Origin of the sequence: uncultured Roseobacter sp. (genome assembly GCF_947501835.1) — a bacterium.
Taxonomy (GTDB): Bacteria; Pseudomonadota; Alphaproteobacteria; order Rhodobacterales; family Rhodobacteraceae; genus Roseobacter.
The window spans coordinates 249524-266403 of sequence record NZ_CANMXR010000007.1 but is presented as its reverse complement, the minus strand read 5'-3'; the positions used below and the strand labels follow the sequence as shown (position 1 = coordinate 266403).

General features: G+C 61.8%; 15 protein-coding genes. 10 read left to right on the top strand and 5 right to left on the bottom strand.

Features of this window, described 5'->3' with window-relative positions:
• Positions 1-248 precede the first annotated feature (248 nt).
• Positions 249-1307, bottom strand: coding sequence for an ABC transporter ATP-binding protein (locus Q1A20_RS16115; RefSeq protein ID WP_299405340.1), 1059 nt, complete (start codon positions 1305-1307; stop codon positions 249-251).
• A gap of 4 nt (positions 1308-1311) precedes the next feature.
• Positions 1312-2103, bottom strand: a complete 792-nt coding sequence (locus Q1A20_RS16110; RefSeq protein ID WP_298970887.1) for an IclR family transcriptional regulator — start codon at positions 2101-2103, stop codon at positions 1312-1314.
• Between the two features lie 235 nt (positions 2104-2338).
• On the opposite strand from Q1A20_RS16110, the gene Q1A20_RS16105 reads away from it, so the two are divergent.
• The 10 genes from Q1A20_RS16105 to Q1A20_RS16060 all read left to right on the top strand — a co-directional run bounded on the left by Q1A20_RS16105 (position 2339) and on the right by Q1A20_RS16060 (position 13097).
• On the top strand, positions 2339-3595 hold the full coding sequence (locus Q1A20_RS16105; protein ID WP_299917642.1) for an ABC transporter substrate-binding protein: 1257 nt from the start codon (positions 2339-2341) through the stop codon (positions 3593-3595).
• 153 nt (positions 3596-3748) lie between these two features.
• Positions 3749-4675, top strand: a complete 927-nt coding sequence (locus Q1A20_RS16100; RefSeq protein ID WP_299917640.1) for a carbohydrate ABC transporter permease — start codon at positions 3749-3751, stop codon at positions 4673-4675.
• On the top strand, positions 4672-5025 hold the full coding sequence (locus Q1A20_RS16095; RefSeq protein WP_299405346.1) for an MmcQ/YjbR family DNA-binding protein: 354 nt from the start codon (positions 4672-4674) through the stop codon (positions 5023-5025). The genes Q1A20_RS16100 and Q1A20_RS16095 overlap by 4 nt, the downstream gene beginning before the upstream one ends.
• A gap of 1 nt (position 5026) precedes the next feature.
• Positions 5027-5875 carry a carbohydrate ABC transporter permease gene (locus tag Q1A20_RS16090; RefSeq protein WP_298970881.1) on the top strand — a complete coding sequence of 283 codons (849 nt, stop codon included), beginning with the start codon at positions 5027-5029 and terminating at the stop codon, positions 5873-5875.
• Complete coding sequence (locus Q1A20_RS16085; protein ID WP_299405349.1) at positions 5872-7956, top strand: alpha-galactosidase; 2085 nt, start codon at positions 5872-5874, stop codon at positions 7954-7956. The genes Q1A20_RS16090 and Q1A20_RS16085 overlap by 4 nt, the downstream gene beginning before the upstream one ends.
• A gap of 106 nt (positions 7957-8062) precedes the next feature.
• Entirely contained in the window at positions 8063-8833 is a 771-nt protein-coding gene (locus tag Q1A20_RS16080; RefSeq protein WP_299405352.1) for an SDR family NAD(P)-dependent oxidoreductase, read from the top strand.
• 4 nt (positions 8834-8837) lie between these two features.
• The gene (locus Q1A20_RS16075) at positions 8838-9743 is read left to right on the top strand and encodes a 2-dehydro-3-deoxygalactonokinase (protein ID WP_299405354.1); all 906 of its coding nucleotides are present in this window, start codon (positions 8838-8840) and stop codon (positions 9741-9743) included.
• On the top strand, positions 9740-10345 hold the full coding sequence (locus tag Q1A20_RS16070; protein ID WP_299405357.1) for a 2-dehydro-3-deoxy-6-phosphogalactonate aldolase: 606 nt from the start codon (positions 9740-9742) through the stop codon (positions 10343-10345). Before Q1A20_RS16075 ends, Q1A20_RS16070 begins: the two co-directional genes overlap by 4 nt.
• Entirely contained in the window at positions 10342-11202 is an 861-nt protein-coding gene (locus Q1A20_RS16065; RefSeq protein WP_299405359.1) for an SMP-30/gluconolactonase/LRE family protein, read from the top strand. Before Q1A20_RS16070 ends, Q1A20_RS16065 begins: the two co-directional genes overlap by 4 nt.
• Positions 11199-13097, top strand: a complete 1899-nt coding sequence (locus tag Q1A20_RS16060) for a beta-galactosidase (protein WP_299405362.1) — start codon at positions 11199-11201, stop codon at positions 13095-13097. Before Q1A20_RS16065 ends, Q1A20_RS16060 begins: the two co-directional genes overlap by 4 nt.
• Before the next feature lie 95 nt (positions 13098-13192).
• On the opposite strand, the gene Q1A20_RS16055 is transcribed toward Q1A20_RS16060, so the two are convergent.
• Genes Q1A20_RS16055 through xylB form a run of 3 tightly spaced genes read right to left on the bottom strand, consistent with a single transcriptional unit; the run spans position 13193 to position 16877 of the window.
• Complete coding sequence (locus tag Q1A20_RS16055; RefSeq protein WP_299917636.1) at positions 13193-14125, bottom strand: ROK family protein; 933 nt, start codon at positions 14123-14125, stop codon at positions 13193-13195.
• 11 nt (positions 14126-14136) lie between these two features.
• Positions 14137-15441 carry a xylose isomerase gene (gene xylA, locus Q1A20_RS16050; RefSeq protein WP_299405367.1) on the bottom strand — a complete coding sequence of 435 codons (1305 nt, stop codon included), beginning with the start codon at positions 15439-15441 and terminating at the stop codon, positions 14137-14139.
• Positions 15438-16877 (bottom strand): xylulokinase, encoded by a 1440-nt coding sequence (gene xylB / locus Q1A20_RS16045; protein ID WP_299917633.1) that lies wholly within the window; start codon positions 16875-16877, stop codon positions 15438-15440. The genes xylA and xylB overlap by 4 nt, the downstream gene beginning before the upstream one ends.
• Between the last annotated feature and the right edge of the window lie 3 nt (positions 16878-16880).

Sequence of the window (16880 nt, the reverse complement as noted above, 5' to 3'; positions counted from 1 at the left end):
ATTCTGTCACAAATTGAACAGATACCGGAGGTGCCCATCCATCGGAACGACGAGAGACCCCGGCCTGGGACTGCACATTCGAAAACCCGAAATATCCGTTGCGCCACGAAGGTTGCCCCTACCATATCTCCGGCGCAGATAGACGCCGCCCTGCCTGAAAGGTTAGGGCGAGTCGCAATTTGCTTCAAGGAAAAATATTTTATGCCTAAAATATATTTCTCAGTGGGACGTTCTGGTGGATCTTCCGCCTAACGGATGCGCAATCCGCTGTCGCGCGCGAAGACCATCGCCCGTCTCGGCTCAAATCCAATGTCGACGGTATCGCCCGCAGAGGCACGATCATCGCCCCGTTCCTCCGCGATGATGCGCTCGCCGGTGCTGGCCACGAGGTGCAGGTAGGACACCCCGCCCAGCGCTTCGGATAGCTCCGCATTCAAATCGCCTTTGGTCATATCCACCTCGATGTGCTCGGGGCGAATGCCCAGGGTCACCTCGGTCCCGGCAGCGGGCAAATTCGCAGTGACCGCCACCGTGCGGCCCAGCGCGGGGACATCAACGCCCCCTTCCGCCACCACACCATCCAGGAAATTCATCGCCGGGGATCCGATGAACCCGGCAACAAATTTGTTATCGGGATTGCGGTAGAGCTCAAGCGGTGCGCCCACCTGCTCAATCCGGCCCGCACGCAGCACCACGATCTTGTCCGCGAGCGTCATCGCCTCGACCTGATCGTGGGTCACGTAGATCATGGTCGCGCCGATGTCCTTATGCAGACGGGCGATCTCCACCCGCATCTCGACCCGCAGTTCCGCGTCGAGGTTGGAGAGCGGTTCGTCAAAGAGAAACACCTCCGGCCCGCGCACAATGGCGCGGCCGATGGCCACCCGCTGCCGCTGCCCGCCGGAGAGTGCTTTGGGCTTGCGTGCGAGATACTCGTCGAGCTTCAGAATATCGGAGGCGCCTTTCACCTTCTGCTGAATCTCGGCCTTGGGCACCCCGTTCATCCGCAGACCGAAGCCCATGTTTTCCTCAACCGTCATATGCGGGTACAAAGCGTAGGTCTGGAACACCATGGCCACGCCCCGCTCGGACGGGTCCATATTGGTGACGTCGCGCGGGCCGATGTGGATCTGGCCGTCGCTGGTTTCCTCCAGCCCCGCGATCATCCGCAAGAGCGTGGATTTCCCGCACCCGGATGGCCCCACGAACACGCAAAACTCCCCGTCCTCGACCTGAAGATCGACCCCATGGATCACTTGCACGTCGCCATAGCGTTTGATCGCGTTGTTCAGCGTTACACCTGTCATTGGTTTATGTCCCTGTGTGTTGAAGGTGGGAATCCGGGAAGCGCCAGGCCTGTGCCTCATAGGCAATGGCCTCGGCTGTCCGCGCAAGACGCGGTGCCCAGGTTTCGAGTTGCGTTAGGTTGGTGGTTTCAAGTGAGCCGGTGATGGACATCGCGCCCAAAACGCGACCGCGGTCGGTCAGGATCGGATGCGCGATGCAGATGATGCCCGGCTCATGTTCTTCACGGTCAAAGGCGTATCCGCGGTCTTTGATGGCTTCAAGCTCTGCGCAGAGCGCCTCTGGCGTGGTGTAGGTGTGGTCGGTGAACCGGTGAAAGGACTGCTGTTTGATCACCCGCTGCAAATCGCTTTGTGGCATGAAGGCGAGCATGGCTTTGCCCACGCCGGTGCAATAGGCGGGGCCGACTTTGCCCGCATCGCTGTACATCTCGATGGGCTGGGCGGCATTGCGTTTGTCGACATAGAGCACCTGCGCATTGTCGAGCTGCGCCAGATGCACCGTGTGCCCTGTCTCGGCGCTCAGACGGTCCAGATGCGGGCGCGCAATGGGGGCCAGCGAGCTTTGTGTCCAGGCGGCGTGGGCCAGACGCACCAGCCGAACCCCAAGACTGTAGGTCTGACGATCCGGATCATATGCCAGCATGCCCTGGCTGGTGAGGGTCTGCAGGAACCGATAGAGCGTGGCCTTGGGAAAATCGCTGGCTTCTAGCAGGGTCGCAAAGCGCACAGGCCGCCCGTAGGCTGCCACCTGATCCAGCACATCCAAAGCTTTGCCAACGGTTCCGTCGCCGGACATAACCGGTATCCTCCCAACTCAATCACAGCCTCGCTTTTCGGAAATACTCTTAAGCATCAGACGCTTAAGCTCAAAACCGCCTCCCGGAGCGCTGTGCGTGTTCTGCAGTTTCCCAAAGAACACTGTTGACAGTCTATGCAGATTGCAGTGTAGTTTTCAATATATAAAACTAGGTTTCAAATAATGGAACCTCAAAACAGTTTCATATCTGAACACGCATCTTAGGGAGGACACCATGCGTTTCACCACCAAATCAATGCTCATGGCATTGGCGGGATCGACCATGCTTGCAGGCGCGGCTCACGCCGAGCTGACGGGCGATCTGAAGATTTTCCTCGACACCTCGAACCCTGCCCCCCGGGCGACCATGGAAGCGATGATCGCAGACTTCCAAGAGCTGCACCCCGACCTGAGCATCGAAACCACCATCATCGACCGGGACGCGTATAAGACGCAGATCCGCAACTTCCTGACGGCGGATTCGCCCGATGTTGCCACCTGGTACGCGGCCAACCGGATGACCCCTTTTGTGAACGCCGGGTTGTTCGAAGACGTCTCGGATCTTTGGGAGGAGCCCGAGATCGCCGAAGCCCTCGCCTCCACCAGGGGCGCGATGACCATCGACGGCAAGCAATGGGGCGTGGCTTACACCTATTATCAATGGGGTGTTTACTACCGCAAGGACATCTACGAAGAGCTGGGTCTGAACGAACCTGCGAACTTCGACGAGATGAAGTCCAACTGCCAGGCGGTCCTCGACTCCGGGCGCAAGTGCTACACCATCGGCACCAAGTTCCTCTGGACCGCAGGTGGCTGGTTTGACTACCTCAACATGCGGACGCACGGCTTTGATTTCCATATGGAACTGGCGCAAGGCAAGGTCAAATGGACCGATGACCGCGTCAAGCAGACCTTCGCCAACTGGCGTGAGCTGATCGACATGGGCGCCTTTATCGACAACCACCAGAACTACAGCTGGCAGGAATCGCTGCCCTTCATCGTTAACGGTGAGGCGGCGGCCATCCTCAAGGGTAACTTCGCCGTAGCCCCGCTGCGCGAAGCGGGTCTGGATGACAGCAAACTGGACTTCTACCAATTCCCCGAAATCACACCCGGGATCGCTTTGGCGGAAGACGCGCCGACCGATACTTTCCACATCCCGGCCAATGCTTCCAACAAAGAAGCGGCGCGCGAATTCCTGCGCTATGTGGTCTCGGCAAATGTGCAGACCGAGATCAACAACGGCTCCAACCTCGGGCAACTCCCGGTGAATGCGCAATCCGCGGTGGATGACGACAAGTTCCTCAACGAGGGCTTTGCCATGTTGTCGGAAAACTCTCCGGGGGGCGTGGCGCAGTTCTTTGACCGCGACTTCCCGGCGGAAATGGCCAACGAAGCCATGCAGGGCCTGCAGGAATTCATGGTCTTCCCGGACAACCTCGACGACATCCTAAACCGTCTCGATAAGGTTCAGGAGCGCGTCTACAAGTAACGATCAACTGGCCGGGCGGCTCCCAAACGCCCGGCCAGTTTCCGACCCATTCGAGAGTATGGCCCGCGCCCTATTGCCGAATGCGCCGCGACACCGACCGCATGCCCTGTACGATCATGGCAGCATGTCATGCATGACCGAGGAGACCCGTCGATGACAGCAATGGACCCCACAAACACGCCCGCGACATCGCAGCGGAGTTGGTACAAACGCAACGAGATTGCGGTCACGCCCTGGCTGTTTCTCGCACCCGCGATCCTGTTCTTTGCCTTTTATGTGATCTGGCCGATCTACCAGTCGATCGCGATTTCCTTTTACGACTGGGACGGCTTGGGCGACGCAACATTTGTCGGCATGGCAAACTACGCCGAACTGATGGAGGACAGCGCCTTCGAAGTGTCGCTCTGGAACAACCTCAAATGGCTGCTGCTCTACCTGCTGGCCATTCCCGGCGGGCTCTTCATCGCACTGTTCCTGAACCAGACGGTGACAGGCATCCGCATCTACAAGTCCCTCTTCTTCTTCCCCTTCGTGCTCAGCCAGGTGGTTGTGGGCCTGGTGTTCTCCTGGTTCTACCTGCCCAACGAGGGGCTGCTGAACGGGGTCCTGGGGCTGGTGGGTCTGGGGCCGGTCAACGTGCTGGGCGATCCGACCCTGGCGACCTACGGCATCATCGCGGCTGGCCTCTGGCCACAGACCGCCTATTGCATGATCCTCTATCTCACCGGCCTCAACGCCGTTGACCCCGAGCAGATCGAAGCAGGCCGCCTGGATGGGGCCAAGGGCTGGCGGATGCTCTGGTTCATCATCATCCCGCAGCTGAAACCTGCGACCTTCATCGCCTTCGTGGTGACGATCATCGGCGCCCTGCGGAGCTTTGATCTGATCTCGATCATGACCAACGGCGGTCCCTTCGGCCAGACGCGGGTGCTGAGCTTCTACATGTTCGAAAAGGCGCTCAGCGAATACGGCTTCCGCATGGGGTATGGCGCGGCCATCGCCGTGATCCTCTTCCTGATCATGCTGATCTTCATCGCCTACTTCCTGTGGTCCATGTGGCGCGAGGAGAAAGGCCGATGAGCTTTCGCAGACGTGTTGACATGATCTGCGGCGACCTGCCCGGGGCGGAGAAATCCGACCCTTGGGGCGGTGGCCACGACGCCTGGAAAGTGGGCGGCAAGATGTTCGCCTGCATCGGATCATCGGCACCGGGGATTTCCGTGAAAACCCCGGACATCGAAACCGCAACAATGCTGATCGAGGCCGGCGTGGGCAACAAGGCGCCCTATTTCCACCGCAGCTGGATCAACCTGCCGGAAAAAACAGAAGATGGCGAATTGCGCCACAGGCTCTGCACATCCTACGACATTGTGCGCGCCAGTCTGACCAAAAAAGCGCAAGCAGCGCTGCCCGCCCGCGAGGAGGCCTGAGATGTTCCCGACACCGATTGAGAAAACCCCCCGTTCCTGGCAGCTGACCTATCAGTCGCTCTTGCCGATTGCCCTGATCATGTGGCTCCTGCCGCTGATCGCCGTGGCCGTGTTTTCAGTCAAGCCAGCGGTGGATTTCACCCAGGGCAACTATTGGGGCCTGCCCTCGTCGTTCGAGATGTTCAATAACTACGGTCAGGTGTTCTTCAACTCCGACATGCCGCGCTACATGCTGAATTCGGTGCTGATCACGGTGCCCACGGTCATTGGCGCGGTGGCTCTGTCCTGCCTCGCCGGGTTCGCCCTTGGCGTCTACAAGTTCAAATCCAACATCTGGATCTTCTTCATGTTCGTGGCGGGCAACTTCGTGCCCTTCCAGATTCTGATGGTGCCGGTGCGCGACCTGACGCTCGACATGGGGCTCTATAACACCAAGACCGGCTTGGTCCTCTTTCACGTTGCGTTTCAGACCGGGTTCTGCACGCTCTTCATGCGCAACTTCATCCGCGCCCTGCCCTATGAACTCATCGAGGCCGCGCGCGTCGAAGGCATCGCGGAGTGGAAGATTTTCTGGTATGTGGTGATCCCGCTGATGAAACCCGCGATTGCGGCGCTCTCGGTGCTGATCTTCACCTTCATCTGGAACGACTACTTCTGGGCGGTGGTTCTGACGCAAGGCCCTGAAAGCCAGCCGGTCACAGCAGGGATCACCAGCTTTAACGCGCAGTTCCGCGCCGCCTATCACCTGATGAGTGCGGGCTCCATCGTGGCCGCCCTGCCGCCGGTGCTGATGTTCTTCCTGATGCAGCGGCACTTCATCGCGGGCCTCACCCTCGGAGCCGTAAAGTGACACAATGCTGGCGGCTGGACGACGAGCGTCAGACACTGGCGCTCGCCTCTTCCGGTGGGCGCTGCCCACAGGTTGTTTATTGGGGCGCACCGCTGCCCGCAGGAGAAGACCTGACGGCGATCACCCGCATCAGCACGCTTGATGTTACGGGTGGCATGCTGGATGAAAACCCGGACCTGTCGCTCTGTCCGGAGGCCTCGCGCACCTTCCCCGGCCAACCCGGGCTGATCGTCCGCGATCAGGACGGCACACCGCTCTTGCCGAAATTCCATCTCGATGGGGTCGAAGAGCGCCCTGACGGGCTGACCGTGATCTGCAAGGATCAGGGGAACCGGCTAACTTATACTGCGGACTTTGCGCTTGATCCCGAGACCCATGTGATCGCGATGACGGCAGCCCTTTCGGCAGATCGCCCGCTGCATCTGCACTGGCTGGCGGCCCCGGTACTGCCTGCGCCGCAGCATGCCAATGACATGATCGACTTTGCCGGGCGCTGGTGCGGTGAGTTCCAGATGAACCGCACCGCCTGGTCGCCCGGCATCCGTTACCGCGAAAACCGCACGGGCCGCACGGGGCACGAACACTTCCCGGGCCTGATCGTCCCCTGCCAGGCCGCCACCAACACCAGCGGCGAGGCCTTTGCCTTTCACTACGGCTGGTCCGGTGGGCACCGCATGATCGCCGAAGAACTGCCCGATGGCCGCCGCCAGATCCAGTTCGGCCACGCGGCGCGCATGGAAACTTCCCCCTCGACGGAATTCCGCACCGCCCCGCTCTATGCGGTCTATTCCTCGGATGGCTTGAACGGCTGCGCGGTGTCCTTTCAGCGGCATCTGCGCGACCGGGTGGTCACCTGGACCAAACCGGGACGCCCGCGCCCGGTGCATTACAACTGCTGGGAAGCGGTCTATTTCGCCCATGACCTGCCCGTGCTGAAAGACATCGCCACCCGCGCTGCTAAACTGGGCGCGGAGCGTTTCGTGCTGGATGACGGCTGGTTCGGGCAACGCGACGATGACACCTCGTCCCTGTCCGATTGGGAGGTCGATCCACGCAAATACCCTGATGGTCTCGGCCCGCTCATCGACTATGTGCACGGGCAAGGCATGAGTTTTGGCATCTGGTTCGAGCCCGAAATGATCAACCCCAACTCCAACATTCACCGCGCCCATCCCGACTGGGCGCTGGGGTCGGAGGATCAGGTGCTGGGCCGCCAGCAAAAGGCGCTGAACATGGCGCTGCCGGAGGTGCGCGATTTCCTCTACGAGCGGATTTCCAAGCTGCTGTCCACCCACCCCATCGACTACATCAAATGGGACCATAACCGCGTGCTGCCGATGCCGGATGCCGCGCAGACCCGCGGGTCTTATGCGCTGATCGACCGGTTGCGCGCGGATTTCCCGGATGTGGAAATTGAAAGCTGTGCCTCGGGTGGCGGGCGTATCGACTTCGGCATCCTCAGCCGGACACAGCGGGTCTGGCTATCGGACAGCAACGACGCGCTGGAGCGGCTGAAAATGCAGCATAATGCGTCGATCTTCATGCCCTCTGCCGTGACCGGCAGCCATGTGGGCCCGCGCAAGTGCCATACTTCCGGCCGTGTGCTGGACATCGAATTCCGCGCCTGGGTTGCGGCGCAGCGGCACATGGGGTTCGAAATGGACCCGCGCGAACTGACCGATCACGAGGCACGCGTGCTGGCGGATGTCACCGCATGGTGGAAGGAAAACCGCGACTGGATGTATGCCGCCGACATCCTGCGGCTCGATGCCTCCGACCCTTCGGTTATTGCCGAACAACAGCAGGCACGGGACGGCAGCCGCTTTGTGGTCTTTTCCGGCAAATCGGGCACCTCACCGCAGATTGCGCCGCGCCCGCTGCGGCTGACGCGCCTGGAACCGGACGCGCAGTATGAAATCAGCCTGCGCAACCGCGCCTCCGCCACCGTGCTGTCGCGCGGCAATCTGGCGCTCAAGGACGGCCCGCTGACGCTGACCGGGGCCGCGCTCATGCACAATGGGGTGACGCTGCCGTGGAGTTTCCCCGAGAGCATGTGGGTGCTGGAAGGCAAGCGGCTGTGACACAGATCAACGGAACGCCATTTCGCTTGAATATCATCGACCTTCGGGGCACATCGCTGCCATCACCTGCACCATCCTGCCTTCGGGCAACAACCGGGACAGTATCATGACAAAGACCGCAAGTTTTCACGATCTCGACGGTGCCTCGATCTATATCACAGGGGGCGGGTCGGGCATTGGGGCGGACCTTACCGATGGCTTCCTGGCCCAGGGCGCCAATGTCGCTTTCATCGGTCGCTCCGATGCCAGCGCCTTCGTGGCGGAAATGACCGAAAAACACGGACGCGCACCGCTGTTTTTCCAGGGTGACATCACCGACACCGACGGTCTGCGCAAAACAATCGCGGCTGCGGAAGAGGCGCACGGCCCCATTGACACGCTGGTCTCCAACGCCGCCAATGACCGCCGGCACAACTGGCTGGAGCTGACGCCGGAGGAGTGGGATTTCCTGTTGTCAGTCAACCTCAAGGCCTATTTCTTTGCCGCACAAGCGGTGGCGCCCGCCATGATCAAACGGGGCTCCGGCGCGATCATCAACTTCAGCTCGATCAGCTATATGATGGGCAACGCGGGTTACCCCGCCTACACCAGCGCCAACGGCGGCATCACTGCCATGACCCGCAGCCTGGCGCGCGAATTGGGCCCCGATGGCATCCGCGTCAATGCGCTGGCACCGGGCTGGGTTCTGACCGAAAAGCAATTGGACAAATGGGCGACACCGGATGCCTTGGCGGCACATCTGGGACGCCAGTGCCTCAAGACCCACCTTGAACCGCAGGACATTGTCGATGCGGTGCTGTTTCTGGCCTCGAACACCAGCAAGATGATGACCGGGCAGTGCATGGTCGTGGACGGCGGCGTGGTCACCACAGGATGAGCGCATGAGCCAGACCATAGCACCTGACTGGATCGCGGTGGATTGGGGCACAACCAATCTGCGCGCCTTTGCGATGCAGGGGGGGGCGGTGCTGGCGCGGGCGCAATCCGACGACGGCATGGGCCGGTTGCAGACCGAAGAGTTTGAACCTGCGCTCCTGCGGCTCATCGGCGATTGGCTGACCGGCGGCCCCGTGCCGGTGATCGCCTGCGGTATGGTCGGATCGCGCCAAGGATGGGTCGAGGCGCCCTATCGCTCGGTGCCCTGCACCCCCCTGGCCGAAACCCTGACCACGGCCCCCACCACCCAAGGGTTGAACGTTCGCGTCGTCTCCGGTCTGGCCCAGGCCAGCCCCGCGGATGTCATGCGCGGCGAGGAAACGCAGATTGCCGGGTTCCTGCACCTCAATCCGGGCTGGGACGGCGTGCTCTGCCTGCCCGGCACACATACGAAATGGGTGCACTTGAGTGCGGGTGAAGTTGTCAGCTTTCAAACCTTCATGTCGGGTGAGCTCTTTGCCCTGATCAGCGACGGATCGGTTCTGCGCCATTCCCTTGCTGAGGACGGGTGGGAGAACGCCGCCTTTGATGCGGCCGTCAGCGATGCCATGGCCAAGCCGGAACGCTTTGCTGCGCGGCTCTTTGGGTTGCGCGCAGATCACCTGTTGCATCAGACCCCGGCGGCCAGCACCCGCGCGGCGCTGTCGGGGTTTCTCATTGGTGCAGAACTCGCCGCTGCCCGCCCCTATTGGCTGGGCCAGAACGTTGCCATATTGGGCACGGGCGATCAGGCCCACGCCTACCAATCGGCCCTGCGCCCTCAAGGCGTTGAGGCGATGCTTGTCGATACGGAACGAACAACCCTTGCCGGGCTGACCGCCGCTTATAGAAACGCAAAGGCTCTCACATGACACTGCCCCTGATCGCCATCCTGCGTGGCATTACACCGCCCGAGGCCCCCGCCATCGCCGAGGCGCTGCTGGACGCGGGCATCACCCAGATCGAGGTGCCACTAAACTCGCCCGATCCGCTGGAAAGCATCGGCAGCCTGGCGCGCGCCTTCGGCGACCGGGCGCTGATCGGGGCTGGCACCGTTTTGACCGTGGCGGAGGTGGATGCCGTCGCCAACGCGGGGGGCAAGCTGATTGTATCGCCCAACTGCGATGTCGCGGTGATCCGCGCAACCAAGGCCCTTGGCATGCAAAGCTGGCCGGGTGTCTTCACCCCCACCGAAGCTTTCGCAGCCCTGCACGCCGGAGCCGATGGGCTGAAACTCTTTCCGGGCGCGATGGCGGGCACCGCTGGCCTCGCAGCCATGCGTCCGATCCTGCCCAAGGGCACGCTGGTCTTTGCCGTCGGCGGCGCAGGTCCGGAGAATTTTGGCGAATGGATTGCCGCCAGCGCAGACGGCTTCGGGTTGGGATCGGCCATCTATAAACCGGGACTGACCGCACCGGATGTGGCCGACCGCGCCCAGAAAATCGTTGAGGCCTATAAACAGGCCACGGCGTGACGTTTTCGGTCCATGATGCCCGGCGCTGCCAGCTGGGTGAAGGACCGCTGTGGCATCCGCTGCGCCAGCAGCTTTTCTGGTTTGATATTGTCGGTCAGAAACTCCTGAGCCAGTCAGGCGCGGACCCGTTGGAGTGGCCATTCGACGAAACGGTTTCCGCTGCCGGTTGGATTGATGCCGATACCCTGCTGATCGCCTCGGCCACCGGGTTGTGGCGGTTTGACCTGATCACCGCTGAAAAGTCCCGCATCGTTCCGTTGGAGCAAGGCAATCCCGTCACACGCTCCAACGACGGGCGCGCAGATCCCTGGGGCGGGTTCTGGATTGGCACCATGGGCAAGAATGCCGAAGCCGGGGCCGGTGCAATTTACCGGCTCTACCAGGGAGAGTTGCGGAAGCTTTTTGGCGAGATCACCATCTCCAACGCCATCTGCTTTGCGCCCGACAGAAGCTTTGCCTATTTCGCCGATACCGCGCAGGCGCAGGTCATGCGCCTGCCGCTGGACCGCAATGGCTGGCCCGATGGCACACCGCAGGTGTTCCTTGATCTCAGCACCGAAGGTCTCAACCCCGATGGGGCCATAGTGGACAAAAACGGGGCGCTGTGGATTGCCCAATGGGGCGCGGGGCGGGTTGCGGCCTATTCTCCGGAGGGTACATTCCTGCACGCCATCGAACTGCCCGCAGCGCATACCACCTGCCCGGCCTTTGGCGGGAAAGACTTGACCACGCTCTTCGTCACCAGCGCCATGCAGGGGTTGGAAACGGCGCATCTGAAGGCCGAAAAAGCTCACGGGCAAACCTTTGCGATCCCCGGCGTTGCGCAGGGGCTGGCGGAGCCACGGGTGATCTTATGAAACGTGCGTTGGGCACCTGCTACTATCCCGAACACTGGCCCGAAGACATGTGGGCGCAAGACGCCGCCAATATGATCGCGGCGGGCATCACCTGGGTCAGAATCGGCGAATTTGCTTGGAGCCGGATGGAACCCACCTCCGGCAATTTCACCTTTGATTGGCTCGACCGCGCCATCGACACGCTGAGCGCTGCAGGCCTGAAGATCATCCTCGGCACGCCCACCTGCACCCCGCCACGCTGGATGCTGGACAGGTTTCCCGACATGTTGGCCGTTGACGCACAGGGGCAGCCACGCAAGTTCGGCTCCCGGCGGCATTATTGTTTCAGCCACGCAGGCTACCGCGCGGCCAGCGGTCGGATCGCCGAGGTTCTGGGAGATCGCTACGGCCGCGACCCGCGTATACACGGCTGGCAGATCGACAATGAATATGGCTGCCACGACACCGTTCTGTCCTATTCGGACGCCGCGCGGGAGGCGTTCCGGCTGTGGTTGCAGAACCGGTATGGCGACATCGATGCGCTGAACGCCGCTTGGGGCAACGTGTTCTGGTCGATGGAATATCGCAGTTTTGACGAGATCGACCTGCCCAATCTCACAGTGACGCAGGCCAACCCCAGCCATGAGCTGGCGTTCCGCCGGTTCAGTTCCGATCAGGTGGTGGCCTATCACGCGGTGCAGGTGGCCGCCCTGCGCGCCCGCACCGATGCGCCGCTCCTTCATAATTACATGGGCCGGGTTCTGGATTTCGACCACTTCGATGTCGGGGCATCGATTGATATCGCCAGCTGGGACAGCTACCCCATCGGATTTCTGTCCGACCGGCTGGAGGGCAGCGCGGAACACAAGGCGCGCTACCTGCAACAGGGCGACCCGGATATGCAGGCCTTCCACCACGATCTCTACCGCGCCGTTGGCAAGGATGGGCGCTGGTGGGTGATGGAACAACAACCCGGCCCGGTGAACTGGGCCCCGCATAACCCCGCGCCCCTGCCCGGCATGGTGCGGCTCTGGAGCTGGGAGGCCTTTGCCCATGGCGCCGAGGTGGTCAGCTACTTCCGCTGGCGTCAAGCGCCCTTTGCACAAGAGCAGATGCATGCCGGATTGCGCCGCCCCGACGATGCCCCGGCGCCCGGATTGGCCGAGGCGGCGCAGGTCGCGCAGGAAATGGCGCAGATGCCGGATGTCGCGGTCACCAAGGCGCCGGTTGCGCTGATTTTCGACTACCCGTCTGAATGGGCCTGGGCCACGCTGCCGCAGGGCGACGGGTTCAGCTATTTCCGTCTGATGCTGGAGGCGTATCGTGCCCTGCGGCGAAAGGGTCTTTCCGTCGATATCATCCCCTCGACGGTCGACGATGTATCGGGTTACGCCATGGTTCTGGCCCCCGGTCTGGCCCATCTGCCTGATGCTTTGAAAAAAGCCTTGACGGGGACCGTCGTCCTGCTTGGCCCGCGATCCAATGCGGTGACCGAAGAGCTTTGCATACCTATGCCGATGGGGCCGGATCTGCCGGGTCTGGATACCACTGTGGCGCGGGTTGAAAGCCTGCCACCGGGCGTGACCCGGGCGGTCAAGGGTGGTGGCACGATCCAGCATTGGGTGGAAATGCTGGAAGGACAGGCCACGACGGGTCTGGAGACGGTCACGGGTGACGCGATCCTGAAAAGCGAAGGCGCGCTGCACTATCTGGGCGCCTGGCCGGATGAAGCACTCTGGGACCGTATCATTGTAGATCTGGCGGAACAGGCAGGCGTCGAAACGCGAGAATTGCCCGAAGGATTGCGCCTCAGAGAAACGCAGACGCACCTCTTTGCCTTTAACTACAGCCCCGATATGGTCTTATTTGACGGTGTGCAAATCCCGCCTGCCGGCGTGCATTGGTGGGCACGGTAGAGCATTTCGGCTTTCACTTGAATTACTTGGGCGCGGCCCCTACCGACGATTGAACGCAAAAAATGGACCGCGGTTCACCGAAAGGTCAAAAAGCTTCAAAGCGCCGCCTTGGCATAGGCGAGGCACCCCAAAAGCGCGGCCTCATCCTGGGTGATGACGGAAATTACCACCGGCGGCAGCGTTGATTTCACCGTGGGCTGTGCGCTGACCGTCTGCACAAAGGTCTCGCGCGCCGGGCTGTCCAGCAGCGCGCGCACCACAGAACCCGCCAGAAAGATCCCGCCTGTGGGCATGTAAAGCAGGCGCAGGTCCTGCACCCATTCGCCGAGCATCTTGGCAAAGACCTCGCGGCTGGCCATGGCCTTTGCCTCCCCGGCACCGGCCTGCTCCAACACCACGCGCGCGTCCAACGCATCCCCCGTGGCTTCTGCATGCAACCGGGATAGACCCGGCCCGGAAATCACATCTTCGACGCAGCGCACCCAATCCGCGGGCCTGCCCAAAAACGCCTCCAGAGGACGGCGCATGCGGCTTGGCAAACTGCCAAGGCCTGCTTCGGCCAGCAGACAGGTCACACCCCCATTGTGGGTCAGAACCGGGCTGACGTTGAACCCGGTGCCGATCCCCACAACAAGGCGCTGCATCTGCGCTGCTGTTGTGCTCTCGGCCTGCACAACGACACGCACACCACCGTCATCCAGACTATCAAGAGCGTATCCTAACGCCCCGAGATCATTCATTAAGCTGACTTGATGCGCACCGTGCGCTGACGCCAGCTCACGCGCATCAAACCGCCAGTTGCGATTGGTTAGCCGCGCCGTCACCCCGTTCCCGGGTCCCGCGACGGCAATGGTCAGCGCTTCGACGGTTGCGACCTTCACCTCTGCCAGATAGCTCGACAATGCAGCGTCGAAACTGGCGTAATCATCATTTTGAAAGCGACGGGTCAGGGCGGCATCAATGGCCCCGCCTCTGGCGCAGGCAAAGCGTACGTTCGTTCCTCCGACATCCGCCAGAATGAGTGCCATTTTATGTGTCCTCAGACAAATCGACTGACGTAATTCTCAAGGATTTCCTGTTGCCCTGAGCGTGGCGCAGGATCGATCCCACCCCCGGCAACAGTTGCCTCGATCTCTTCCAGTGTAGCATTGGTGAGCCAGCCCTGTGCTGCACCATTTTCCCACTCTGCATACCGTGCGACGCGGGCTGTTTCCAGACTGCCATCCTTCAGCATCGCGGCAGCGGCCTTGAAGCCACGGGCGCAGATGTCCATGGCACCCACATGGGCGGCGATCAGATCCTTGGGGTCGAGGCTTTGGCGGCGTAGCTTGGCATCGAAGTTCGTCCCACCTGTGGTGAAACCGCCCGCCTTGAGGACCTCGTAGTAGGCCAGCGCCACCTCGGGCACGTTGTTGGGAAACTGGTCGGTGTCCCAGCCGGATTGATAATCGTTGCGATTCATGTCGATGGAGCCGAAGATGCCCAAGGCCGCCGCCATCGCCAATTCATGCTCAAAACTGTGCCCGGCAAGAATGGCATGCCCCTGTTCGATGTTCATCTGAACCTCACCCTCCAACCCGAATTCCTTGAGGAACCCGTAAACGGTGGCGACGTCATAGTCGTATTGGTGCTTGGTTGGCTCTTGTGGTTTGGGCTCGATCAGAATGGCGCCTTTGAAACCGATCTTATGCTTGTAATCGACAACCATCTGCAGGAAACGTCCGGCCTGCGCGCGTTCCCGTTTCAGATCGGTGTTCAGCAGCGTCTCATAGCCTTCGCGCCCCCCCCAGAGCACGTAGTTTTCACCGCCCAGCTTATGCGTCGCATCAATGCAGTTTTTCACCGTCGCCGCCGACCAGGCAAAGACCTCAGGGTCCGGGTTGGTGGCGGCGCCTGCCATGAACCGGCGGTGCGAAAACAGGTTCGCGGTGCCCCAGAGCAATTTTGTGCCCTGCGCGTCCATCTTGGTGCCGATGTAATCGATGATTTCTTCGAAATTGCGCTTGCTCTCGGCAAAACTGTCGCCTTCCGGTCGGATGTCGGCGTCATGCCAGCAGTAGTAGGGCTGCCCCAGCAGCGCGAACATCTCAAAGGCGACATCGGCCTTAAGCCGGGCCAGATCCATCGTGTCCCCGAACCAGGGCCGCTCAAACGTCTGCCCACCGAAGGGATCCCCGCCCGGCCAGGCGAAGCTGTGCCACCAGGCCACGGCGAAACGCAGGTGATCTTCCATGCGCTTGCCCGCGACGATTTCATCGGCGTTATAGTGGCGAAAGGCCAAATCGTCCGCGGGCGCATCGGGATTGTAGGAAACGGGCGAGATGCCTGCGAAGAAATCGGTCATAGGGCCTCCTTAAGGGCGGAATACGCCGCGCGGTATTGCGCGTGGCGGGTCGTGAATGCATCGGTCAGCGCAGGATCGGGCGCGATGGTGCGTGCCGTTGCCGGAGGGGTGGCGCGTTCCGCCCCTGCCCCCAGCACGGCCATCTGGGCCAGACGCGCGGACCCAAAGGCCCCGCCGAAATCGCCAGCCGCAGGCACATCGATCGGCATGTCCAACACCGTGGCCAGAAGGCTCAGCCAGTATTCGGATCGGCTACCGCCGCCGACGGCAACAAGGCTGTCGATCCGGGTGCCAGTGCTGCGCAGCGCATCATAGCAATCCCTGAAGGCAAAACTGACGCCCTCCAGCACCGCACGGGTGCCTGCGATTCCATCCGTTGCGTGGCTGAGGCCCAGAAACGCCCCGCGGGCGCTGGCATCGTTGTGCGGCGTCCGTTCGCCCCCAAGGTAGGGCAGGAACAGCGTCTCGCCCGGCGCTTTTAGAGCGCCGAGATCGGCGGTCAGGCTGCCCGCGTCGGACCCGACGAGCGCCGCATACCAGTTGAGCGCATCGGTGCAGGCGAGAATGACCCCCATCTGATGCCAGGTGTCGGGCACCGCGTGGCAGAAGGTGTGCACCGCAGAGGGCGCATCTGGTTGATAGGCCGCACTGGAGGCAAAGAGCACGCCGGAGGTGCCCAGCGACACAAAAGCCTGCCCCGGTTTCACAACGCCCATGCCGACGGCCGCCGCTGCGTTGTCACCGGCCCCACCCGCAACGATCACGCCTGCCGGCAATCCCCAACGGGCGGACAGCGCCGCACGCAGCGTGCCTGAAGGTTCGGACCCTTCGACAAGGCGCGGCATATGCTCACGGGTGAGCCCGGAGGCCGCCAGAAGCGTATCTGACCAATCGCGTTTGCCGGTTTCCAGCCAGCTTGTCCCTGCCGCATCCGACATTTCCGACACCGCATCGCCGGTCAGCCAGAGGCGCAGATAATCCTTGGGCAGCAGCACTTTACGGGTTTTTGCAAAAATGTCGGGCTCATGCATCCGCACCCAATCTACCTTGGGGGCTGTGAAGCCGGGGAACACGATATTGCCGGTGATCGCGCGCCACTGCGGATCGCCGTCGAAGGCCGCCGCCTCCGCATGGCTGCGCGTATCGTTCCAGAGCATGCAGGGCCGCAACACCTCATCCGAGACATCCAGTAGCGTTGCCCCATGCATGTGACCACTGAGGCCGATCCCGCGCACCGCGCTCAGATCATGCTGCGCGGCCAGCGCCGTCATCACGGTTTCCGCCGCCGTAAGCCAATCGGCCGGGTTCTGCTCCGACCAGCCGCTCTGCGGGCGCTGCACCGTTAAGGGCGCGGTCGCCTCGCCCAACAAATGCTGATCCTCATCGATCAGCACCGCCTTCAGGCCGGAGGTCCCCAGATCAAGCCCCAGATACATCGC